This is a genomic window from Patulibacter sp. NPDC049589, from assembly GCF_040675535.1.
GTDB lineage: Bacteria > Actinomycetota > Thermoleophilia > Solirubrobacterales > Solirubrobacteraceae > Patulibacter.
In genome coordinates this window covers 1-22,218 of record NZ_JBFAPC010000096.1, presented here as the reverse complement: position 1 = coordinate 22,218, position 22,218 = coordinate 1, and the positions used below count along the sequence as shown (strand labels likewise).

Below are 22,218 nucleotides of genomic sequence, written 5' to 3'. Positions count from 1 at the left end.
GACGGCCTCGACGGGCGCCGCCGCCACGCCCGCCGCGGCCCCCGTGACCCCCGCGACGACGACGCCGGCGGCGGCCGCCGCGACGACGACCGGCGGCACCCCGACGGCGACGGGATCCGCCGCGACCGGCACCGGGACACCGTCCACGGCGACGGGAACCACCACGAATTCGGGCTCCGTGAGCCCGGGCACCACACCTTCCACGAGCGGGACCGCCGGAACCACGTCCGGCGGCGGGACGGCACCAACGGGCCAGGCCACACCCTGAACCACAGCCTGAGGCCCGACTACTTGAGGCTCGCGTCGACGTCGAGAGATAGCGCTGCAATCCCCGTTGCGTGCCTATGATCCACGTTGACAACACGAGCCAAGCGCACCTAGCTTGGCTGTCTGGGCGCTCGCGGTCGGGACCCACCCGCACGTTCCCTCAACCCCCAGCGCACCCCCAGGACCGGAGACACACACTTTTATGGACGCCACCGGCAGTTACCTCGCCGTCATCAAGGTCGTCGGCGTCGGCGGCGGCGGCACGAACGCCGTCAACCGCATGATCGACGCGGGCCTGCGCGGCGTGGAGTTCGTCGCCTGCAACACCGACGCCCAGGCGCTGCAGATGTGCGACGCCGACATCAAGATCAACATCGGGGGCGAGGTCACCCGCGGGCTCGGGGCCGGCGCCAACCCCGAGGTCGGTCACGCGGCCGCGTCCGAGTCCCGCGACGAGATCCGCGACGCGCTCAAGGGCGCGGACATGGTCTTCGTCACCGCGGGCGAGGGCGGCGGCACCGGCACTGGTGCGGCCCCCGTCATCGCGGAGATCGCCAAGGGCGAGATCGGCGCGCTGACCGTCGGCGTCGTCACGCGGCCGTTCTCGTTCGAGGGCAGCCAGCGCATGCGTCAGGCCGAGGACGGGATCAACCGCCTCCGCGAGGTCGTCGACACGCTCGTCGTGATCCCGAACGACCGCCTGCTCGGCCTCGTCGAGAAGCGCACGTCGATCCTCGACGCCTTCCGCTCCGCCGACAACGTGCTGCGCCAGGGCGTCCAGGGCATCACCGACCTGATCACGATCCCGGGCCTCATCAACCTCGACTTCGCGGACGTCCGGACCGTCATGCACGACGCCGGCACCGCGCTCATGGGCATCGGGCAGTCCGGCGGGGAGACCCGCGCCGGGGAGGCCGCCAAGCAGGCGATCGCCAGCCCACTGCTCGAGGACAGCATCGAGGGCGCCACCGGCGTCCTGCTGAACATCACCGGTGGCCGCGAGCTCGGCCTGTTCGAGGTCAACGAGGCCGCCGAGATCGTCCAGCAGGCCGCCGACGGCGACGCCAACATCATCTTCGGCGCCGTCATCGACGAGGACATGGGCGACGAGATCCGCGTCACCGTCATCGCCACCGGCTTCGACAAGACCCGCGCGGCCGCGCAGTCCGCCAGCAGCCAGCCGGCGCAGCGCCCCGGTCGCGGCACGGAGCGGTCGGACCGCTCCGATCGCTCGGACCGCAGCGACCGCTCCGAGCGTCCACGTCGTGGCCGCGACGACGACCGCGCCCCGCGCGCCGGTCGCCAGACCGGCTCGTCGCTCGAGATCGGCGACGACGACATCGACATCCCCGCCTTCCTCCGGTAGGGCGGGCCGGCCCCCGGCCCGAGCGACTCGGCCCCGGCCTCGCCAGCCCTCGGCAGGACTTCGGGCCAGCCGGAGAGGGCCGGGCCCCGACCCGGGCGACGCGGGTCGGCGCCCTCCGGGCGTCTGCCGGGCCCACGCCACCCATTCCGTCCTGCCCGACGTCCTCGCACGCGGCATCCAGCCGCACAGTCGGCCGAGAACCCCGTTGGTAGGCTGGCTCGGTGAGTTCGACGACGGATCTGCGGCGCACGCCGCTGTACGAGCGGCACGTTGCCGCCGGTGCCCGCGTGGTGCCGTTCGCCGGCTGGGAGATGCCCGTCCAGTACGCGGGCGTCAAGGAGGAGCACCTCGCGGTCCGCTCCTCCTGCGGCATCTTCGACGTCTCGCACATGGGCGAGATCCGGACCGTCGGACCGGACGCCGCGGCGTTCCTGCAGCGCATCCTCTCCAACGACGTCGAGAAGATCGCCGTCGGGGGCTCCCAGTACTCGGTCCTCTGCACCGAGGACGGCGGCGTCCTGGACGACCTCTTCACCTACCGCTTGGCCGACGACGTCTACCTGACCGTCACCAACGCGAGCAACCACGCCAAGGACCTCGCCTGGTTCCAGCGCTGGGCCGAGGGCTTCGACGTCACCGTCGAGGACGCCTTCGACGAGTTCGCGATGATCGCCGTCCAGGGCCCTGACGCCCGCCGGATCGCCTCGCAGGTCCTCGGCTACGAGCTGCCCGGGCCGTTCAAGACCGGCGGCGCGATCTGGAACGACGCCGACGTCCTGGTCGCCGGCACCGGCTACACGGGGGAGGACGGCGTCGAGCTGCTCGTCCCGCCGGCGACCGCCCCGGACCTCTGGGACGCCCTCCTCACCGCCGGCGCCACGCCCGCCGGGCTCGGCGCGCGCGACACCCTGCGGATGGAGGCGTGCTTCCACCTCTACGGCAACGACCTCTCCGAGGACCGCGACCCGATCGGCGCCGGACTCGGCTGGGCGTGCAAGGAGGCCACGGGCTTCGTGGGCTCCGAGGCCGTCGCCACGGCCCGCGCGGACGGCTCGCCGCACGGCGAGAAGCTCGTCCCGTTCCGCTTCACGGACAAGGGCATCCCGCGCGGCGGCAACGACGTCGTCGGCGGGGGCACCGTCACGAGCGGCACCTTCTCCCCGAGCCTGGGCATCGGCATCGGCCTGGCGTACGTCCCCGTGGCGAGCGCGCAGGTCGGCACTCCGCTGCAGATCGACGTCCGCGGCCGGGTGCGCCCCGCCGAGGTCGCCACCAAGCCGCTCTACAAGCGCCCCGCCTGACCGGATGATCACCGTCCCGCGCCGCCCGACCACCAGGCCGTGCGCGCGGCCGGCAGCCCTCCCCGTCCGCGCCGACCGCGCCGCCGGGTGGGATCAGTCTCAACCGCCCCTCACCCCGACCCCGTACCTGGAGCAGCAATGGCCGACGCGTCGTATCCCGAAGACCTGAAGTACCACCCCGAGCACGACTGGGCCCGCATCGACGGCGACGTCGCCACGTTCGGCATCACCTGGTTCGCCCAGGACGCGCTGGGCGAGGTCGTCTTCTTCGACGCCCCCGAGGTCGGATCGACGGTCACCAAGGACGAGAGCTACGCCGAGGTCGAGTCGGTCAAGGCCGTCTCTGACGTCATCGCCCCGCTGTCGGGTGAGGTCGTCGAGGTCAACTCGGCGCTCGAGGACGCGCCGGAGTCGATCAACGAGTCGTCCTACGACGGCGGCTGGCTCGTCAAGGTGAAGCTGTCGGACCCGTCCGAGATCGACGCGCTCCAGGACCAGGCGACGTACGTCGCCTCGCTCGCCTAGCCACCACGCACCGCCCCATCGGCCCGCCGCCCGCGCGGCGGCGGACCGGTCCCGACCTTCGCACCCCTCCCGGAAGGGCATCACGTGACCCGCTACACCACCGCCACCGACGTCGACCGCGAGGCCATGCTGGCCGCCGTCGGCGTCGCCTCGATCCAGGACCTGCTCGCCGAGCAGATCCCCCAGAGCCTGCTGATGGACCGGCCGCTCGACATCCCCGAGGGGCTGTCGGAGCAGGAGGTCAACGCCGAGCTCGGGCGCCTGGCGGCGAAGAACACGTCCGCGGAGGACGAGGTCACGTTCCTCGGTGCGGGGATGTACGACCACTACGTGCCGTCGATCATCGACATGCTGCTCGGCCGGTCGGAGTTCCTGACGCCCTACACGCCGTACCAGCCCGAGGTCTCCCAGGGCGGCCTGCAGGTGATGTTCGAGTACCAGACCGCGATCTCGGAGCTCACCGCGCTGCCGGTCTCCAACGCGTCGGTCTACGAGGGCCCGTCGGCCGTCGCCGCGGCCGCCTACCTGGCCAAGCTCGTCAACGCCAAGACGGGCATCGTCGTGTCCGCCGGCGTGCACCCGCACACGATCCAGACGCTGCAGACCCTGGCCGTCGGCTACGGCAGCACCGTCACGGTCGTCCCGCTGAAGGACGGCGTCACCGACCTCGACGCCTGGTCCGCCGCGGTCGACGGCGAGACGTCCGCCGCGATCCTCCAGCAGCCGAACTTCCTCGGCGCCGTCGAGGACGTCCAGGCGCTGTCGGACGCCGCCAAGAGCGACTCGCCGGCCGTGGTCATCGGCGCGTACGACCCGATCACGCTCGGCGTCCTGGCGCCCCCCGGCGAGACCGGCGTCGACGTCGCCGTCGGCGAGGGTCAGACGCTCGGCAACCGCCTGGACTTCGGCGGCCCCTCCTTCGGCTTCTTCGCGGCGCGCGAGGCCTTCCTGCGCCGCATGCCGGGCCGCATCGCCGGGGAGACGACCGACGTCGACGGCCGCCGCGGCTTCGTCCTGACCCTGCAGACGCGCGAGCAGCACATCCGCCGCGAGAAGGCCACGTCGAACATCTGCACGTCGCAGGCGCTCAACGCGCTGGCCGGCGTCGTCTACCTCGGCTGGCTGGGCCGCGAGGGCCTGCCGGAGCTCGCGAACCTGCTCGTCCAGCGCACGCACTACGCGCGCACCACGCTGGCCGCCGTCGACGGGGTCGAGCTGCTCCACGAGCAGCCGGTCGTCCGGGAGTTCGCGCTGCGCCTGCCGGGGATCGACGTCCCGCAGCTCGTCTCCTACGTCCAGGACCACGGGGTCAACCCGGGCCTGGCGCTGGCGCGCACGCACGCCGGCGAGTACGACGACGGCCTGCTCGTCGCGCTCACCGAGCAGCGCACGAAGGACCAGATCGACGAGCTCGCCCGCCTGGTCGGCGAGGCGATCCAGGCCCAGCGGAGCGGCACGACGCCGGCCTCCGCCCGTACGGAGGTCTCGGCATGAGCACGACGGAGAACACCATCCCGACCGAGAAGGTCCTGCCCGCCGCCGGCGGCTCCGACCCGCGCCCGCTCGCGGCGCCGACCACGTCGGTCAACCCGATCCAGCGCGACCACGCGACCACGATCTTCGAGAAGGGCGTCGAGGGCCGCCGCGCGTTCGTCGCCCCGGCCACCGGGGTCCCGGACGTGCCGCTCGACGACATCATCCCGCAGGCCCTCCGCCGCAAGGCCCCGGCGCGCCTGCCGCAGGTCACCGAGCCGGAGCTCGTCCGCCACTACGTGCGCCTGAGCCGCCGCAACTTCGACCTGGACACGGGCTTCTACCCGCTCGGGTCGTGCACGATGAAGTACAACCCACGCCTGCACGAGCGGGTCGGCGCGCTGCCGGGCCACGCGCGGCTGCACCCGTTCCAGACCGCCGACCACGCCCAGGGCGCGCTCGAGGTCATGTACGGCCTCGAGCGACAGCTGGCCGAGGTCTCCGGCCTGCCGCACGTCTGCCTGCAGCCGTCGGCCGGGTCGCACGGCGAGCTCGCCGGCGTCCTCCTGGCCCGGGCCTACCACGAGGCCCGCGGCGAGAAGCGCCACAAGGTCCTGACCCCGGACACCGCCCACGGGACGAACCCCGCGACGGTGACCATGGCCGGGCTCGAGGTCGTGAAGGTCGCGACGAACCCGGACGGCGGCGTCGACATCGACGACCTGCGGGCGAAGGCCGACGACGACGTCGCGCTGATCATGCTCACGAACCCCAACACGCTGGGGATCTTCGACCCGAACATCGAGGAGATCGCCTCGATCGTCCACGGCGTCGGCGGCGTCCTCTACTACGACGGCGCGAACCTCAACGCCATCATGGGCATCACGCGCCCGGGCGACATGGGCTTCGACATCGTGCACTTCAACCTGCACAAGTCGTTCACCCAGCCCCACGGCGGCGGCGGTCCGGGCTCCGGCCCGATCGCGGTGTCCGACCGCATCGCGCCGTACGTCCCCGTGCCGGTGATCCGGCGCGAGGAGGAGACCCCGGCCAACGGGTCCGCCCCGACGTACCGCTTCGACCTCGTGTCCGACCCGGCCGCGCTCCCCGAGGGCGCCCCGGGCTCGAAGTCGATCGGCAAGCTCCGCGGCTTCCAGGGCAACTACGGCGTCTTCGTCCGCTGCTATGCGTACATCCTGAGCCTCGGCGGCTCGGGCCTGCGCGACGCGTCCGAGGTCGCCGTGCTCAACGCGAACTACCTGCTGGCGAAGCTCGAGGAGCTCGGCGTGCGCAAGCAGCTGCCGCTCGCCTTCGGCACGCGCTGCATGCACGAGTTCGTGATCTCCGGCGGCCCGATGAAGCGCGAGCTGGGCATCCGCACGCTCGACCTCGCCAAGCGGCTGCTCGACCACGGGTTCCACCCGCCGACGGTCTACTTCCCGCTGCTCGTCGAGGAGGCCCTCCTCATCGAGCCGGTGGAGACCGAGGCCCGCGAGACGCTCGACGCGTTCGCCGAGGCGCTGGCGGAGATCCTCCGCGAGGCCGCCGAGGACCCGACGATCGCCCAGAACGCCCCGTACTCGACCCCCGTCCGCCGCCTCGACGAGGCCGGCGCGGCGAAGAAGCCGCGCATCCGCCAGGCGATCGCCTAGCGCCCTCCCGGGGCCGCGGAGGGCCCGTCGCACGTCCGTGCGGCGGGATCCGCGTAGCCCGGGACGGGGCCTGGTCCCCATCAGTCCGCCCGATCCGGGAGCATCCCTACCGCATGAGCCAGATCCACGTCCTCACCGAAGCCCAGATCCCGGCGCCCGCCGACGTCGTGCGCAAGGCCCTGCAGGACTACGCGACGATCCGCCCGCGGATCCTCACCGACGAGTACCGCGAGTACCGCGTGCTCGAGGGCGGCGAGGGCGACGGCACCGTCGCCGCCTGGACGCTCCAGGCGACGAAGAAGCGCTCCCGCGACGTGATCGCCGACATCGACGTCACGACGCATGGCGACGTCGTCGAGCGCGACCGCAACTCGACGCTCGTGACGACGTGGAAGGCCGAGCCGCTCACGGACCGGACGTCGACCGTGAAGATCGAGACCACGTGGAAGGGCGCCGGTGGCGTCGGCGGCTTCTTCGAGCGGACCTTCGCGCCCAACGGCCTGCGCGCGATCCAGAGCCGCGTCCTGGCGAAGCTCGCGGACGAGCTGCAGGATTGAGGCCGCCTCGCGGCCGGTGGGCCGCGGAGGGGATGCCGCGGGCTCCGGTCGCCGACGCAGCGGGGCCCGGCCGGCCGATCAGGCCGCGTAGCGGGGCGCGCAGCTCCGCGCGCCAGCGCAGGAGGCGCGCCGGGTAGTCGACGGCGTCCGGGGCGAGGACCCAGCGGAAGACCGGCGGCCGCGCGGCGATCGAGCGGCTGAACGAGATCCACGCGCAGTTCCCGATCCGCAACGACCAGAGCCTCTACACGCTCGCGTCGCTGACGTTCGAGGCGGTCCGGATTCCCGGGCTCCTCGGCCTCGACCTGCTGAGCGAGAAGGAGAAGGACGCGAACTTCCACTTCTGGCGGCGGATCGGCGACGGGATGCACCTGACCGACGTGCCAGCGACGCCCGAGGCGTTCTGGGCGTGGATGCAGGACTACGAGGCCGAGAACTGGGGCTGGTCCGCCGGCGGTGCCGCGGTCGCCAACGCCATGATCGACGACTTCGCCGCCCGCTGGCTGCCGCCGGCGGCCCGCCGCATCGGCCGCGAGCTGACGCTGGCCCTGATGGAGGACGAGCTCCTCGATGCGCTGCGGCTCAAGCGCCCCCGGGCCTCGACCCGGTGGATGGTCGGCCTGCTGGCCCGCGCCTACTTCGGGGGTCGTGCGGTGCTGCCTGACCACGCCGAGCGGTCGTGGACCGACGGCTTCGGGGCGGAGTACGGCGCCTGCCCGCACATGGCGGACGTCGGCTACCTGCCGGAGCGCGACCGGCCGGCCCCGGCCCGCGTCGCACCGGCCGCCCGCTAGTAGAAGATCGGCCCGAGCTGCCCGCCGCCGGCCGCGATCGCGTCCCCGTTGATCGCGACGCTGCGCGGCGACGCGAGGAAGGCCACGACGTCGGCGACCTCGGCGGCGTCGACCATGCGGCCGATCGAGACGTCGGCGACGAGCGCGGCCTCGGCGTCCTGCGCGCTCGAGCCGTCCTTCTCGGCACGCGCGGCCACCATGCCCGGCGTGCGCTCGGTGCGGGTGAGCCCCGGGTGGACGACCGTGACGTTGACGCCGAGCGGGCCGAGCTCGTCGGCGAGGTTCTTCGTCAGCGCGGCCACCGCCACGTTGCGCACCGAGCCCGCCACCGAGCCCGAGCGCCGGGCGTTCAGGCCCGACACGTTGACGATGCGGCCCCAGCCGCGGTCGATCATCTGGGGTGCGACGGCCCGGGCGACCCGCAGGTAGCCCAGGAGCTTCACCTCGAGCTCCTCGCGGACGCGGTCGTCGGTCGTCTCGATCGCCGACAGCGCCGGGCCGCTCGACGCCGGCCGCGCGGCGGCGTTCACCGCGACGTCGATCCCGCCGAGCAGCTCCGTGACCTCGGCGACGGCCCGCAGGACCGCGGCGTCGTCGCCGGTGTCGGCGGCGACGCCGACGACGTGGGCGCCGGTCTCGGCGGCGAGCTCCTCGGCCATCAGCTGGACGGCGGCCTCGTCGCGGGCCAGGAGCGCGACCGCAGCGCCCTCGAGGGCCAGCGCCCGCCCGATGGCGAGCCCGATCCCGCGGCTCCCGCCCGTGACGAGGGCCCGCTTGCCGGTCAGTCCGAGGTCCATGCGCCCCACGCTAGCGGGGCGCGCCGTCCGGCCCGCGGGCGCCGCGCCTCCCCGTCCTCGTCGGCGGCGGGTCGCGCCGGACGATGCCCGACGCAGAAAGCCGGAAAGCAGATAGGCTTTCCGGTGTATGAGTGTTCCCGTCACCGGCACGAGCCCCGATCAGTCCCGGCGCGACGCGGGCACCGTCGGCGCGGACGCGTCACGGGTGGTCGTCGTCCGGTCCGCCCCCGAGGCCCTCGACCACGCCCGGGCGCTCGGGTCCTCCTGGGCCGACGGCGCCCTGCGCCGGGACGCCGCGGCGGTCCCGGACCAGGACGCGCTCGACGCCCTGCGGCGCAGCGGCCTGCTCGGGATCGTCGTCCCCGCGGAGGAGGGCGGGCTCGGCGCCGGCGCCGGCCTCGTGGCCGACGTCGTGCGGATCCTCGCGGCCGGCGATCCCGCGCTGGCCCAGCAGGTCCAGGGGCACGTCGGCAACGTGCACGCGGTCCGGACGGCGCAGGCCCCGGTGCGCCGCGCGATCTTCGCCGACGTCCTGGAGCGCGGGGCGCGGTTCGGGAACACCAACGCCGACGGCGGGGCCGAGAGCGTCCTGCGCCCGGTCGCCGGCGGCTACGCGCTCGACGGCACGAAGGCGTATTCGACCGGGTCGAGCACGGCGGAGTGGCTCGCCGCGCCGGCGCTCGACCCGGACGGCCGGTCGCGGCTGGCGCTGGTCCGCAGCGACGCGCCGGGCGTGAGCTTCGACCCGCGGTGGGACGCGATCGGGCAGCGGGCGACCTTCAGCGGCAGCACGCGCTTCGACGGCGTCCTCGTGCGCCTCGACCACGTCCTGTCGCCCTGGGAGGACCCTGTCGCGGCCGAGGCGCGCTTCCACCCGTGCCAGCTCATCCACCCGGCCATCGAGGTCGGCATCGCCGAGGGCGTGCTCGGCCGGGCGTGGAGCACCGGGCGCCGGCGCAGCACCGCCTTCGCGCGCGCCGCCGTCGACGTCGCGGCCGCCCGTGCCTTGCTGCGCGCCGCGGCCGCCCGCGTCGACGAGCTCGGGACGGGCAGCGACGCGACCACCGTCGCGCGGGCCGGCCTGGCGATCCACGCGGCCAAGGCGCTCGCCTACCGCACGTCCGTGCGGACGGCCGACGCCGCGGTCGGGTGGCTGGAGGGTCCCGACGCCGAGCACGGCGCCTGGGTCGAGCTCGCGTGGCGCAACGCGCGGACGCACGCGGTCCACGACCCCGGCCGCTGGTCGTTCCACCACGTCGGTCGCCACGCGCTGACGGGCGAGTTCCCGGCGTCCCGGCTCCCGGCGCTCCGGGACCGCGCCACGGTCCCGGTCCCGGTGACGGCGCCGGTCGTCCCCGCGGGGCTCCGTCCCGACGAGCTCGGACCCACGCCCGGCGCCGGCCGCACGGCGTCCGGCGGCCCCGCGCCGGGAGTCGCTGCGGTCCGGTCGGCCGCCGCGGCCGAGCTGCGGTGGGCCGCGCACGAGGCTGACGTCGTGCGCGGTGCGCTGCGCGACGCCCTCGCGTTCGTGGGCACACGCACGCGCGCCTGGCCCGAGGCCGGCGTCGAGCGGGCCACCGACGAGCCGCACGCGATCCTGCGCTTCGGCGAGCTGACGGTGACGCTCGCGGCGCTCGACGGGCTGATCGCCGACGGCGCCCGCGCGCTCGTGGCCCGCGACCCCGCCGGCGCGCAGGTCGCGGCGTCGACCGCGCGGCTCTTCGCGCTCGAGCACGGCCGCAGGATCGTCAGCGAGGCGCTGGAGATCGCGGGGGCCAGCGCCCTGACGCGCGCACGCGGCGCCGACCGGCCGTGGCGGGCGCTCGTGCGTTCGCAGGTCGAGCACCCGCCCTGGTGGGAGTGGTCGGACCTCGCAGCGGCGGCCGCCGCGGTCGACGCCTGACGGTCGCAGCGGGTCCTCGTATAGCGTGCCGCGCATGGGCAGCCCTCCTGCGCCGTCGTCCCGCGCCGGGGGGTCGGCCGACCCCCCGGCGTCCGAGCCCGGCAGCCGCTCGGCGGCCCGCGTGCTCGCGGTCCTCGGCCGCTTCGCCACGGTCCAGGACGACCTCGGCGTGTCGGAGATCGCGCACGACACGGGGCTCGGCATCAGCACGACCCATCGCCTGCTGCGGACGCTCGTCGACGCCGGGTACGTCGTCCAGGACGAGCGGAGCGAGCGGTACCGCCTCGGTCCCGCGATCGTCGCCCTCGCACAGTCGCACTACGACCGCTCCGGGCTCGAGCAGGTCCGGCGCATCCTCGGCCGGCTCGCGGGCGAGGTCGGGGAGTCGGTGACGCTGCTCGTGCGCGACGGCAACGAGGCCGTGCAGCGCATGCAGGCCAACGACACGAGCCAGGCCCTGCGGTTCCGCTCGCCGGACGGCACGCGGACGCCGATCAACGTCTCCGCGGTCGGCAAGGTGGTGGTGGCGCAGGAGATGATGAGCGCCGGCCTGCTGGAGTCGATCGAGCCGTTCGTGTCGGCGACGCCCCGCTCGATCGTCGACCGCGACGCCCTGCGCGTCGAGCTCCGGGAGATCCGCCGGCGCGGCTGGGCGCTGCTCGACGAGGAGCGCGAGACCGGCGTGCGGGCCGTGGCCGTCGCGATCCCGACCGGCGACGACGAGCCGTCGCGGGCCGGCATCTCGATCCAGGGCCCGGCGTTCCGCCTGCCGGACGAGCGCCTGCCCGAGCTCGTGGAGGCCCTCGGGCGCACGGCGGCGGAGCTCGCCGCCGTGCTGCCGCCCGGCTGGGCCTGACCGCGGTCAGAACCGCCGGGGCGAGCCGTGGCTCGTGCGGCCACCGCGCCGGCGGGACGGGTCCGAGAGGCTCTCCGGCACGTAGCCGCCGTCGGCGTCGTTGACGTTCGTGCCCGGGGGGACGATCTCGTCGATCCGGTCCAGCACGTCGGCGGTCAGCCGGACGTCGACGGCGCCGAGCTGGCTCTCGAGCTGCTCGAAGCTGCGCGGGCCGATGATCGCCGACGTCACCGCGGGGTGCTCGAGCACCCACGCCAGTGCGAGGTGCACCAGGGAGATGCCCAGCTCGTCGGCCAGCTCGCCGAGCTGCAGCGTCGCCTCGAGCTTCACCGCGTTGTCCGGATGGGCCGGGTCGAAGCGGTTGGGGAACTGGCCGGCGCGGTCGGAGACCGGCTGCTCCTGGCCTCGGCGGTGCCGGCCGGACAGCCAGCCGCCCGCCAGCGGGCTCCACGGCAGGACCGCGAGGTCGTAGCGCTGGGCGACGGGGAGCAGCTCGCGCTCGATCCCGCGCGTGAGGATCGAGTACGGGGGCTGCTCGGAGACGACCCGCGAGATCCCGCGCGTGCGCGACACCCACTGGCCCTCCACGATCTCCCACGGGTCGTAGGTGGAGGAGCCGACGTAGCGGATCTTGCCCTGACGGACGAGGTCGTCCAGCGCGCCGAGCGTCTCCTCGACGTCGGTCTCGTCCTCCGGGCGATGCACCTGGTAGAGGTCGATCCAGTCCGTGTCCAGGCGCCGGAGGCTGTCCTCGACGGCCTGGAAGATCCAGCGCCGCGAGTTGCCGCGCCGGTGGGGCTCCTCGCCGATCTGGCCGTGGAACTTCGTGGCGAGGAACGTCCCGTCGCGCCGGGCACCCTTCAGCGCCTTGCCGACGATCTCCTCGGACTCGCCCTGGGAGTAGACGTCGGCGGTGTCGATCACGTTGATCCCGGCGTCGAGCGCCGCGTGGATGATCCGGATGCTGTCGTCGTGGTCGGCGTTCGCACGGACGCCGAAGTTCATGGCTCCGAGCGTCAGCGGGCTGATCCAGACCCCGGTGCGACCGAAGGGACGGCGATTGGTGCTCATGGTGCTCCAGCGATGGTTGTTGGTGGTCCCGGGGCGCGGGTCGTGGGGCCCGAAGGCCGGCCCGCGTGCGTGTGGATGGCGTCCCGTGTGGAGGACGCGCGGCTCCTGCGCTCCCTGGGGTTCTCGATAGTAGCTATTCCCGATCTGAAAACAAACAATAACCGCACGGGTTGACGCGTTTTCGGCACGAGGCGACCGCCGTCGGACGCCGAATACGACATGAATCACCAGTGATAGAAGGGCAATAGGGATCCTGTGACGACCGTCACTTGCCAAAAGCCCGAAAACGGATCGGGATTCTGCTAGCTTGCGGCGCGCCGTCGAACCGACGTGCCCGTTCGCGACGACTCCGCGTTAGAGAGCCGCCAAATTCATGCTCAGAACATTCCTTGCACGCACCAGCTCACCACGCACTGACCACCCCCTCGTGGGGGATGGGGACGCAGGCGTTTCCGATGGTGCAGGAGCACCCGCTCGCCGGCTGCGGCGCCTCGCAGGCGCCGCCGTCCCGCTGGCCCTCGTCGTCGCGTTCGCCGGCTGCGGATCGTCCGACTCGGGCGGCGGCACCAGCAACGCCGCCCAGGCGACGCCGTCGAAGCCGACGCAGGGGGGCACGATCGAGTACGGCCACCTGCAGGAGCCGCCGTGCCTCATCAACACCTGGGTCCAGACGGGCTACCTGTCGCGCCAGTTCCTCGACGGCCTCGTGTCGGTCGACGCCAAGGGCAAGTTCTACCCCTGGCTCGCGGACTCCTGGAAGATCTCGCCGGACGGCAAGACCTACACCTTCAAGCTCAAGCAGGGCGTCAAGTTCACGGACGGCACGCCGTTCGACGCCGACGCCGTGAAGACGAACTTCAAGGCGTGGCTCGACCGTGACGCCTGGACGTACAACTCCTACGTCGACTTCCACGTCGGCAAGGTCATCGACTCGGTGGAGGCCACCGACCCGGCGACCGTCACGATCAAGCTGAAGGAGCCGCACGACCTGCTCAGCGTGCTGTCGCAGTACGCCTTCGGCATCCTCTCGCCGAAGACGCTGAAGGGCACGCAGGCCAACGGCTGCGAGCGCCCGGTCGGCACCGGCGGGTTCACCGTCGAGAAGTGGAACCACGGCAAGGACGTCGTCCTCAAGCGCAACCCGAACTACGCCTCGGCGCCGGGCAACGCGAAGCACCAGGGCCCGGCGTACGTCGACGGGATCGACTGGAAGTTCCTCAAGGACGACACGCAGCGCTACGGCTCGCTGACGTCCGGCGAGTCCGACGCGATCTACGAGGTCCCGGGCGCCAACTGGAGCGCCGCGAAGAAGCAGTACGAGATCCTCCAGCACATCACGGGCGGCGTTCCCGTCCGCCTCGCGCTCGAGACGAAGAACGGCCCGTTCACCGACGTCCGCGTCCGACAGGCCTTCGGCTACGCGTCCGACCGGCGCAAGGCGGTCGAGACGATCTTCCGCGGCGCGGCGCCCTACAACGGCAACGGCGCGCTGAGCGCCGGCTCGCCCGAGCACCTCGAGTCGCTCGAGCACGCCTACGACTACGACCCGAACAAGGCCGCGGCGCTGCTCGACCAGGCCGGCTGGACCCAGAAGAACCAGGACGGCATCCGGGTCAAGGACGGCAAGCCGCTCCAGATCAAGATCGTCTACTCGCCGGGCAACAACGTCACCAACGACGACGTCCAGGTCCTGCAGATCATCCAGGACCAGGCCAAGCAGGTCGGCTTCGACGTCGTCCTCAAGCCCGTGACGCAGGCTGGGCTGTTCTCCGGGCAGGACCACGCCGCCGGGCAGTGGGACGCGGAGCCCTGGTACTGGGTCGCCCGCACCGCCGAGATCCTCCACGTGATCTGGGCGCCGCAGAAGGTCCTCGGCGTGCCGAACGGCAACAACGTCGGCCAGTTCGACGACCCGGAGACCTGGAAGCTGATCTCGACGGCGGACAAGACCACCGACGTGGCAGCGCGGACGAAGCTCTACCAGCAGGCGCAGGAGCGGATCGTCGCCAAGGACGCCCTCGTCCTCGGCCTGCGGCCGCTGACGGTGACGCTCGCGGTCAACACCAAGAAGCTGCGTGACGTCTGGCTCAGCCCGGCGATCGGCGAGCCCGTGTTCAGCGACGCGTACCTGGTCAAGAAGTGAGCACCACGGTCGACGCCCTCGCGGCCGTCGGGACGGCGACGCCGGATCGGCGCCGCCGGCTCGTCGGCCGTGCGGGCCGGCGGCTCCTCGGAGCCGTCGGCGTCCTGTGGGCGGCCGCGACGGTCACCTTCCTCCTGCAGGCGCTGATGCCCGGTGACCGGGCGCGCCTGATCATCAACCAGACCGCGGGGACGATGACGTCCCCGACGGCGGAGCAGCGGGCCGCGGTCAACGCGACCTACCACCTGGACGACTCGCTGTTCTCGCAGTACCTGCACTACATCGGCGGGCTCGCGCACGGCGACCTCGGCACCTCGTACTTCCAGCACCAGGAGGTCACGAAGATCATCGGGGACCAGATCGGCGCGACGATCGTGCTGACGCTCGTCTCGCTGGTGCTGGCCTGGGCGATCGCCCTGACCGTGACGGTGCTGGCGGCCGGGCGCGACAACGTCTTCTCGCGCCTGGCCTCCGGGTTCCAGATCGTCTCCGCGGCCGTCCCGCAGTACTGGGTCGGCACCATCCTGCTGGTCGTCTTCTCGATTCAGCTGGGGATCTTCCCGGTGGAGAGCGGCAGCGGGATCTCCGGGCTCGTCCTGCCGGCGATCACGCTCGCGCTCCCCGTGGCCGGGTTCCTCGGGCAGGTGAGCCAGGACGAGTTCACCCGCCTGCTGGACCAGCCGTTCGTGACGTCGTCCAGGACCCGCGGCGCCAGCGATCTCGGCGTCCGGATCCGCCACGTGCTGCGGCACGCGGCGCTTCCCGGCGTGACGCTCTCGGGCTGGGCGCTGGGCTTCCTGTTCTCCGGCGCGGTCATCGTCGAGACGGTGTTCGCCCGGCCCGGGATCGGCGGCGTCCTCGTCGGCGCCGCGACGTCCCGGGACATCCCGCTGGTCACGGGCATCGTGATCGTCTCCGCGGCGGTCTACGTGGTGGCGAACCTGCTGGTCGACGTGGCCTACACGATCATCGATCCGAGGTTGAAGGACGCATGAGCACCGCGAACCCCTCGTTCGACGAGGCGCCTGGTCGCTCGCGCGGCCACCGGCTCTCCGTCGCCCGCGCCTACCTCCGCAGCGTGCCGATCGGCGTGCAGCTCGCCACCGTCGTGCTGATCGTCTTCCTGATCGCCGCGATCGCGCCGGGTCTGCTGCAGACCCACGACGCGTACCGGACCGACCTGCTGTCGGGCCTGAAGGCGCCGTCGGGCAGCCACCTGTTCGGCACCGACCAGTCCGGCCGCGACGTGTTCTCGCGCGTCGTCGCCGGCACGCGGCAGTCGCTGCAGATCGGCCTGGGGGCGACGGGCGTGGCCCTCGTCATCGGACTGCTGCTCGGCGTCGCGGCCGGCCTCGGCGGCCGCTGGACGGACGGCACCGTCAGCCGCTTCATCGACGTCCTGTTCTCGTTCCCGACGCTGTTCCTCGCGCTGCTCCTGGTGTCGATCTTCGGCGCCGGCATCACGACGACGATCGTCGCCGTCGGGGTCGGGACGTCCCCCGGATACGCCCGGATGGTGCGCGGGCAGTTCATCACCGTGCGCCGCGCGGGCTACGTCGAGGCGGCCCGGGCCGTCGGGCACACGCGCTCGCGGATCGTCCGACAGCACATCTTCCCCAACGCCATCCGGCCGCTGGTGGCGATCTTCACGCTCGGCGTCGGGCAGTCGATCGCGTTCGCGTCGGGCCTGGCGTACCTGGGCCTCGGCGTCGCCCCGCCGTCGCCGGAGTGGGGCGCCCTGCTGGACGCCGGGCGGCAGTACGTCACCGAGGCGTGGTGGCTGGAGCTGATGCCCGGAGCGGCGATCGTGCTCTTCGCCCTCTCGGTGACGGTGGTCGGACGACACGTCCAGGAGCGCTTGGAAGGCAACGTGAAGGTGGAGGACGCATGAGCGACATCGAGGTCATCGGCGCTGCGGCGCAGGATTCCGGACCGCTGGTCCGGCTGGAGGGGCTGCGCGTCTCGTTCGGGCGGTCGGTCGACGACCGGCGCGTCGTGGACGGGGTGTCGTTCGAGCTCCACCGGGGGCGGTGCCTCGCCATCGTCGGCGAGTCCGGCTCCGGCAAGAGCGTCACGGCGCGGACCCTCGTCGGGCTCACCGGCCGGCGCGCGTCGCTGGCCGTCGACCGCTTCGAGTTCGCAGGGCGCGACGTCTCGCGCCACGGCGACCGCGACTGGCGGAAGATTCGCGGCCGTGACATCGGCTTCGTGTCCCAGGACGCGCTCGTCTCGCTCGACCAGCTGCGGCCGGTCGGCAAGGAGATCGACGAGGCGGCCCGCGTCCACCGCGTCGGCGGCACGAAGGCCGAGCGGCACGCCCGCGTCGTCGAGCTGCTCGACCAGGTCGGCGTCCCCGATCCCGAGCTGAAGGCCCGGCAGCTCCCGCACGAGCTGTCCGGCGGCCAGCGCCAGCGCGCGCTGATCGCCTCGGCGCTCGCGCTGGACCCGCAGCTGATCATCGCCGACGAGCCGACGACGGCACTGGACGTCACCGTCCAGGCGCAGGTGCTCGAGCTCCTCGAGGCCGCCCGCGACCGCGGCAAGGCCCTGATCATCATCAGCCACGACCTCGCGGTCGTCTCGCGCATGGCCGACGAGGTCCTGGTCATGCGGGACGGCGAGGTCGTCGAGCGCGGCGTCGCCGACGAGGTCTTCCGCAACCCGCAGCACGAGTACACCCAGCGGCTGCTGGACGCGGTCCCGTCGGCGCACTCGCGCGGGGCGCGGCTGTCCCCGGGCGAGCCGTCGCGGATCTCCGCGGTGCGCGCCGTCCCGGACCCGGCCGTCGCGCCTGCGGACCCGTCGGTGCCGCTGCTCGAGGCGACCGGGCTCGTCAAGAGCTTCCGCGGCCCGGACCGCGTCGTCCGCACCGTGGTGCAGGACGTCTCGTTCGCGCTCGGCGTGGGGGAGACCCTCGGTGTCGTCGGCGAGTCCGGGTCGGGCAAGTCGACGACCGCCCGCATCGCGCTGGCGCTCGAGACGCCCGACCGCGGTGAGGTCCTCCTCGGCGGGCAGCCGTGGAGCGCGCTGAGCGAGAAGGAGCGCCGGCCGCGCCGCAACGAGATCTCGGTGATCTACCAGGACCCGCTGAGCTCGTTCGACCCGCGCTGGCCCGTCGAGCGGATCGTCGAGGACAGCATCGGCGCCGACGTCCAGGGCGCGGCCGCGCGGCGGGCGCGCGTCGAGGAGCTGCTCGACCAGGTCGGCCTGCCCCGCGCGTTCCGCCGGCGCCGCCCGCTGGAGCTCTCCGGCGGCCAGCGCCAGCGCGTCGCGATCGCCCGGGCCATCGCCCCGCGGCCGCGCGTGATCGTCTGCGACGAGCCCGTCTCCGCGCTCGACGTGTCGATCCAGGCGCAGGTCCTCGACCTGCTCGGCGATCTGCGCGACGAGCTCGGCGTGAGCTACCTGTTCATCTCGCACGACCTCGGCGTCGTGCACCACATCAGCGACCGGGTGCTCGTGATGAGCGAGGGCCTGGCCGTGGAGCACGGCGAGGCGGACGACGTCCTCCTCCGCCCGCGCCACGAGTACACCAAGCGGCTCGTCGCGGCCGTCCCGCGGCTGCGGCACGAGCCCGTGCGCGAGGCGCGGGTCGCATGACGTCCGCCCGCACCGCGGTCGTGCGTGGCGCCGGGGAGCCGGCGCGGCGCGGGGGAGGACGAGCACGATGAGCGCGCGGCCGCAGGCGTCGATCGGCGTGAACGTGCTGGGCGTCGGGTGCCACTCGGGCGCCTGGCGCTCCGGCGAGACCGACCCCGCCGGGCTCTACGACGTCGGCTTCTACCAGGAGGTCGGCCGGATCGCGGAGCGCGGGACGCTCGACGCGATCTTCCTCGCGGACTCCCCGGGCCTGTTCGCGCCGCCGACCACCGAGCCGCCGTTCATGGGGCTCGAGCCGACGGTGACGCTGACCGCGATCGCGGCGGCGACCGAGCGGATCGGCGTCGTCGGGACCCTGTCGACCTCGTTCAACGAGCCGTACAACGTTGCGCGCCGCGTGGCGTCGCTCGACCACGTCAGCGGCGGACGGGCCGGGTTCAACGCGGTCACCACGTACTCCGAGGCCGCGGCGGCGAACTTCGGGGACGGGCCACTGCCCGACCACGACCACCGCTACGCCCGCGCCGACGAGTTCCTCGACGTCGTGACGGCGCTGTGGGATGGCTGGGAGGACGGCGCGCTCGTCGGCGACGTGGCGACGGGGCGGTACGTCGACCCCGACCGGCTCCACGCGATCGACCACGCCGGGGAGCACTTCTCCGTCCGCGGACCGCTGAACGTCCCGCGCTCGCCGCAGGGGCGCCCGGTGCTCGTGCAGGCGGGGGCCTCGGAGCAGGGCCTGCGGCTCGCCGCGCGCCACGCCGAGGCGGTCTTCACGAGCCAGCTGACGCTCCACGACGGGCAGCGCTACTACGCGGACCTGAAGGCGCGGGTGGCCCGCGAGGGCCGCGACCCGGCGTCGCTGAAGGTCATGCCGGGCCTGACAACGGTGATCGGCGGGACCGAGGCCGAGGCCGCCGCCCGGTACGCCCGGCTCGAGGAGCTGGCCGGCGGGAGCTCGAGCCTGGGCCAGCTGGCCGCGACGCTCGGTCTGGACCCAGACGAGCTCGACCTCGACGCCCCCGTGCCCGAGGTCGCCGACCGCGGCTCGTTCAACACCTCGCACGGCTTCTACCGGTCGTTCCTCGGCGTCGCCCGGCGCGAGGGCCTGACCGTCCGGCAGGTCGTCGCGCGCTTCCAGAGCGGCCACCGGCTCGTCGTCGGCGCGCCCGAGCAGGTCGCCGACACGATCGAGGAGTGGCTCCTGAACGGCGCCGCCGACGGCTTCAACCTCATGCCCGACGTCTTCCCGTCGGGGCTCCAGACGTTCGTCGACCACGTCGTGCCGATCCTCCGCGAGCGCGGGATCTTCCGTCACGAGTACACGGGCTCGACCCTGCGCGACCACCTCGGCCTCGCCCGGCCCGCGCGGTCCGGCCGCCGGTCCGGCGCGCCGTGGGCCGCCGGGGACCTCCGTGCCGCCTGACCGCCGGCCCTCGCCCCGCGGCGCCGGCGGCGCCGCCCACCCGACCACCGCCACCGATCACGACCTCCAGGACCGCAGATGACCCCTCGCAGACAGCTCCACCTCGGCTACAACGTCCTTGGCGACGGCATGCACCCGGCCGCCTGGCGGGCGCCGTACACGAACCCGGTCGGCGCGCTCGATCCGGACCAGTGGACGCACGTCGCGCGGGTCGCCGAGCGGGGCACGCTCGACGCGATCTTCCTCGCGGACAGCCCGTCGCTGATGGGCGGCGCGGAGGGTGGCCCCGGCCTGCCGTTCGAGCCGACGGTGCTGCTGTCGCACCTCGCCGCGGTGACGGAGCGGATCGGGCTCGTCGGCACGGTCTCGACGTCGTTCGACCAGCCCTACAACGTCGCCCGCCGGTTCGCGTCGCTGGACCACCTGAGCCGCGGCCGCGCGGGCTGGAACGTCGTGACGAGCACCGACGCGAGCGCGGCGGCGAACTTCGGCTCCGCGGCGCACGGCGCCCGCGACGAGCGCTACGCGCGGGCCGAGGAGTTCGTCGACGTCGTCAACGCCCTCTGGGACACCTGGGACGACGACGCGATCGTCGCCGACCAGGCCGGCGGGCGGTTCGCCGACGGCGGCCGGGTGCGCCCGATCGACCACCACGGCCGCCACTTCGACGTCGCCGGGCCGCTGAACGTCCCGCGCACGCCGCAGGGCCGCCCGGTCGTCCTGCAGGCCGGCGGATCACCCGCGGGACTCGAGCTCGCCGCGCGCACGGCGGACGCGGTCTTCGCCGCGCAGGCGTCGCTGGAGGACGCGCTCGCGTATACGACGGACCTGCGCCGCCGGACGGTCCGCCACGGGCGCCCCGCCGACTCGATCCGGGTCCTTCCCGGGTTGTCGTTCGTCCTCGGCGGTACCGAGGAGGAGGCCCGGCGCCGCAACGACGAGCTCAACGAGATCGCCGGCGAGGACCGACTCGGCACGCTCGCCTGGCAGCTCGGCATCGACGTCACCGAGCTCTCGTGGGAGGCGCCGCTCCCGGACTGGCTGCTCGACACGACCGAGCTGTCGACCGCCGGGTCCCAGGGCTCCCGCGAGATCGTGCTGAACCTCGCTCGCCGCGACCGCAGCCTCACGGCCCGCCAGCTGCTCGAGCGCGTGATCACCTGGCACCGCCTCGTGGTCGGCTCGCCTGAGCAGCTCGCCGACGCGATCGAGACCTGGTTCGTCGCCGGGGCGGTCGACGGCTTCAACCTGATGCCCGACGTCAACCCGTCGGGGCTCGAGGCGTTCGTCGAGCACGTCGTGCCGATCCTGCGCCGCCGAGGGATCTTCCGCCACGAGTACGAGGGAACCACCCTGCGCGACCACCTCGGGCTGGCCCGCCCGACCAGCGCGCGCCGGGTCGCGAGGACCGCGGCCGCGGCGTAGGCCCGGACGAGAGCAACGAGGAGTCGAGCAATGCCCGAGAAGCGCCAGCTGCACCTGAACGCGTTCATCCACGACATCGGACACCACGAGGCCGCCTGGCGGCTGCCGGAGTCCGACCCGTTCGCGACGATCGACGTCCAGCACTACATCCACGTCGCCCGTCTCGCGGAGCGCGGGCGCTTCGACTCGGTGTTCTTCGCCGACGGCCCCGTCCTGCACGGCGACCCGCGCTTCCGCCCGGTCGGGATCCTCGAGCCGACGACGCTGCTGGGGGCGCTGGCGGTGAGCACCGAGCGGATCGGCCTCATCGCGACCGCGTCGACGAGCTACACCGAGCCCTACGACCTCGCCCGGCGGTTCTCGTCGCTGGACCACATCAGCGGCGGCCGCGCCGGCTGGAACATCGTCACGACCGCCGGCGACGAGGCGGCGCGGAACTTCGGCCGCGACGGCCAGGCGCTGCACGTCGACCGCTACGCCCGGGCGGCCGACTACCTGGAGGCGATCACGAAGCTCTGGGACAGCTGGGAGGACGACGCCCCGATCGGCGACAAGGACGCCGGCGTCTTCGCCGATCCGGAGCGCATCCACCGGGTCGACCACGAGGGCCCGTACTTCCGCGTCGCCGGGCCGCTGAACGTCCCGCGCTCCCCGCAGGGGTACCCGCTGCTCGTCCAGGCGGGGTCGTCGCTGAACGGCCGGATCTTCGCGGCGCGCTTCGCCGAGGCGGTCTTCACCGCCCAGCAGACGCTCGCTGACGGTCAGGCGTTCTACGCCGATCTCAAGGCACGGACCGTCGAGGCGGGGCGCTCGCGCGACGACATCAAGATCCTGCCGGGCATCGTGCCGTTCCTCGGCGGGACCGAGGCCGAGGCCCGCGAGCGCGAGCGCGAGTTCGAGGACCGGATCATCCCGGCCTTCGGGCTCCGGCAGCTGTCGCACTTCTTCGGGGTGGACCTCACGGGCGCGGAGCTCGACGCGCCGCTGCCCGAGGTCCCGGAGGAGGCCGACATCGAGGGCTCGAAGAGCCGTTCCACGCTGATCGCCGAGCTCGCGCGCCGC

General features: G+C 73.3%; 18 protein-coding genes and 1 pseudogene. 17 read left to right on the top strand and 2 right to left on the bottom strand.

What is annotated here, in order from left to right; all coding sequences use genetic code 11:
• From AB0L40_RS17450 to AB0L40_RS17415, 8 genes and pseudogenes are all read left to right on the top strand, one after another.
• A pseudogene (locus AB0L40_RS17450) lies at positions 1 to 348 on the top strand (hypothetical protein); the annotation flags it as partial.
• 121 nt (positions 349 to 469) lie between these two features.
• Positions 470 to 1,633: a cell division protein FtsZ gene (gene ftsZ / locus AB0L40_RS17445; RefSeq protein ID WP_364357188.1), complete on the top strand. Its 1,164-nt coding sequence runs from the start codon at positions 470 to 472 to the stop codon at positions 1,631 to 1,633.
• Between the two features lie 221 nt (positions 1,634 to 1,854).
• Positions 1,855 to 2,934 (top strand): glycine cleavage system aminomethyltransferase GcvT, encoded by a 1,080-nt coding sequence (gcvT, locus tag AB0L40_RS17440; protein ID WP_364357185.1) that lies wholly within the window; start codon positions 1,855 to 1,857, stop codon positions 2,932 to 2,934.
• Positions 2,935 to 3,072: 138 nt separating this feature from the next.
• Complete coding sequence (gene gcvH, locus AB0L40_RS17435) at positions 3,073 to 3,459, top strand: glycine cleavage system protein GcvH (protein WP_364357183.1); 387 nt, start codon at positions 3,073 to 3,075, stop codon at positions 3,457 to 3,459.
• A gap of 84 nt (positions 3,460 to 3,543) precedes the next feature.
• A complete protein-coding gene (gene gcvPA / locus AB0L40_RS17430; RefSeq protein ID WP_364357181.1) occupies positions 3,544 to 4,953 on the top strand; it encodes an aminomethyl-transferring glycine dehydrogenase subunit GcvPA in 1,410 nt (469 codons plus the stop codon).
• The gene (gcvPB, locus tag AB0L40_RS17425; protein ID WP_364357179.1) at positions 4,950 to 6,584 is read left to right on the top strand and encodes an aminomethyl-transferring glycine dehydrogenase subunit GcvPB; all 1,635 of its coding nucleotides are present in this window, start codon (positions 4,950 to 4,952) and stop codon (positions 6,582 to 6,584) included. The genes gcvPA and gcvPB overlap by 4 nt, the downstream gene beginning before the upstream one ends.
• A 113-nt stretch (positions 6,585 to 6,697) precedes the next feature.
• Positions 6,698 to 7,141, top strand: coding sequence for an SRPBCC family protein (locus AB0L40_RS17420; RefSeq protein ID WP_364357176.1), 444 nt, complete (start codon positions 6,698 to 6,700; stop codon positions 7,139 to 7,141).
• 188 nt (positions 7,142 to 7,329) lie between these two features.
• Positions 7,330 to 7,935 carry an oxygenase MpaB family protein gene (locus AB0L40_RS17415; protein WP_364357191.1) on the top strand — a complete coding sequence of 202 codons (606 nt, stop codon included), beginning with the start codon at positions 7,330 to 7,332 and terminating at the stop codon, positions 7,933 to 7,935.
• Here the strand turns inward: AB0L40_RS17415 and AB0L40_RS17410 are convergent.
• Positions 7,932 to 8,732, bottom strand: a complete 801-nt coding sequence (locus tag AB0L40_RS17410; protein WP_364357173.1) for an SDR family oxidoreductase — start codon at positions 8,730 to 8,732, stop codon at positions 7,932 to 7,934. The two genes, AB0L40_RS17415 and AB0L40_RS17410, sit on opposite strands and share 4 nt — an antisense overlap.
• Positions 8,733 to 8,859: 127 nt before the next feature.
• Between AB0L40_RS17410 and AB0L40_RS17405 the strand changes: the two genes are divergently transcribed.
• Both AB0L40_RS17405 and AB0L40_RS17400 read left to right on the top strand, forming a co-directional pair.
• The gene (locus tag AB0L40_RS17405; protein WP_364357170.1) at positions 8,860 to 10,635 is read left to right on the top strand and encodes a hypothetical protein; all 1,776 of its coding nucleotides are present in this window, start codon (positions 8,860 to 8,862) and stop codon (positions 10,633 to 10,635) included.
• Positions 10,636 to 10,669: 34 nt separating this feature from the next.
• Complete coding sequence (locus AB0L40_RS17400; RefSeq protein WP_364357167.1) at positions 10,670 to 11,491, top strand: IclR family transcriptional regulator; 822 nt, start codon at positions 10,670 to 10,672, stop codon at positions 11,489 to 11,491.
• 6 nt (positions 11,492 to 11,497) lie between these two features.
• Here AB0L40_RS17400 and AB0L40_RS17395 read toward each other — a convergent pair whose 3' ends face one another.
• Entirely contained in the window at positions 11,498 to 12,562 is a 1,065-nt protein-coding gene (locus tag AB0L40_RS17395) for an aldo/keto reductase (RefSeq protein ID WP_364357164.1), read from the bottom strand.
• 427 nt (positions 12,563 to 12,989) lie between these two features.
• Between AB0L40_RS17395 and AB0L40_RS17390 the strand changes: the two genes are divergently transcribed.
• From AB0L40_RS17390 to AB0L40_RS17360, 7 genes are all read left to right on the top strand, one after another.
• Entirely contained in the window at positions 12,990 to 14,705 is a 1,716-nt protein-coding gene (locus tag AB0L40_RS17390) for an ABC transporter substrate-binding protein (protein ID WP_364357161.1), read from the top strand.
• Positions 14,702 to 15,700, top strand: coding sequence for an ABC transporter permease (locus AB0L40_RS17385; protein ID WP_364357158.1), 999 nt, complete (start codon positions 14,702 to 14,704; stop codon positions 15,698 to 15,700). Before AB0L40_RS17390 ends, AB0L40_RS17385 begins: the two co-directional genes overlap by 4 nt.
• The gene (locus AB0L40_RS17380) at positions 15,697 to 16,596 is read left to right on the top strand and encodes an ABC transporter permease (protein WP_364357155.1); all 900 of its coding nucleotides are present in this window, start codon (positions 15,697 to 15,699) and stop codon (positions 16,594 to 16,596) included. The genes AB0L40_RS17385 and AB0L40_RS17380 overlap by 4 nt, the downstream gene beginning before the upstream one ends.
• On the top strand, positions 16,593 to 18,305 hold the full coding sequence (locus AB0L40_RS17375; RefSeq protein ID WP_364357152.1) for an ABC transporter ATP-binding protein: 1,713 nt from the start codon (positions 16,593 to 16,595) through the stop codon (positions 18,303 to 18,305). Before AB0L40_RS17380 ends, AB0L40_RS17375 begins: the two co-directional genes overlap by 4 nt.
• 67 nt (positions 18,306 to 18,372) lie before the next feature.
• On the top strand, positions 18,373 to 19,731 hold the full coding sequence (locus AB0L40_RS17370; protein WP_364357149.1) for an LLM class flavin-dependent oxidoreductase: 1,359 nt from the start codon (positions 18,373 to 18,375) through the stop codon (positions 19,729 to 19,731).
• Between the two features lie 78 nt (positions 19,732 to 19,809).
• The gene (locus AB0L40_RS17365; protein WP_364357146.1) at positions 19,810 to 21,156 is read left to right on the top strand and encodes an LLM class flavin-dependent oxidoreductase; all 1,347 of its coding nucleotides are present in this window, start codon (positions 19,810 to 19,812) and stop codon (positions 21,154 to 21,156) included.
• Positions 21,157 to 21,186: 30 nt separating this feature from the next.
• Positions 21,187 to 22,218: NtaA/DmoA family FMN-dependent monooxygenase (locus AB0L40_RS17360; protein WP_364357143.1), on the top strand; the 1,032-nt coding region annotated here is incomplete at its 3' end.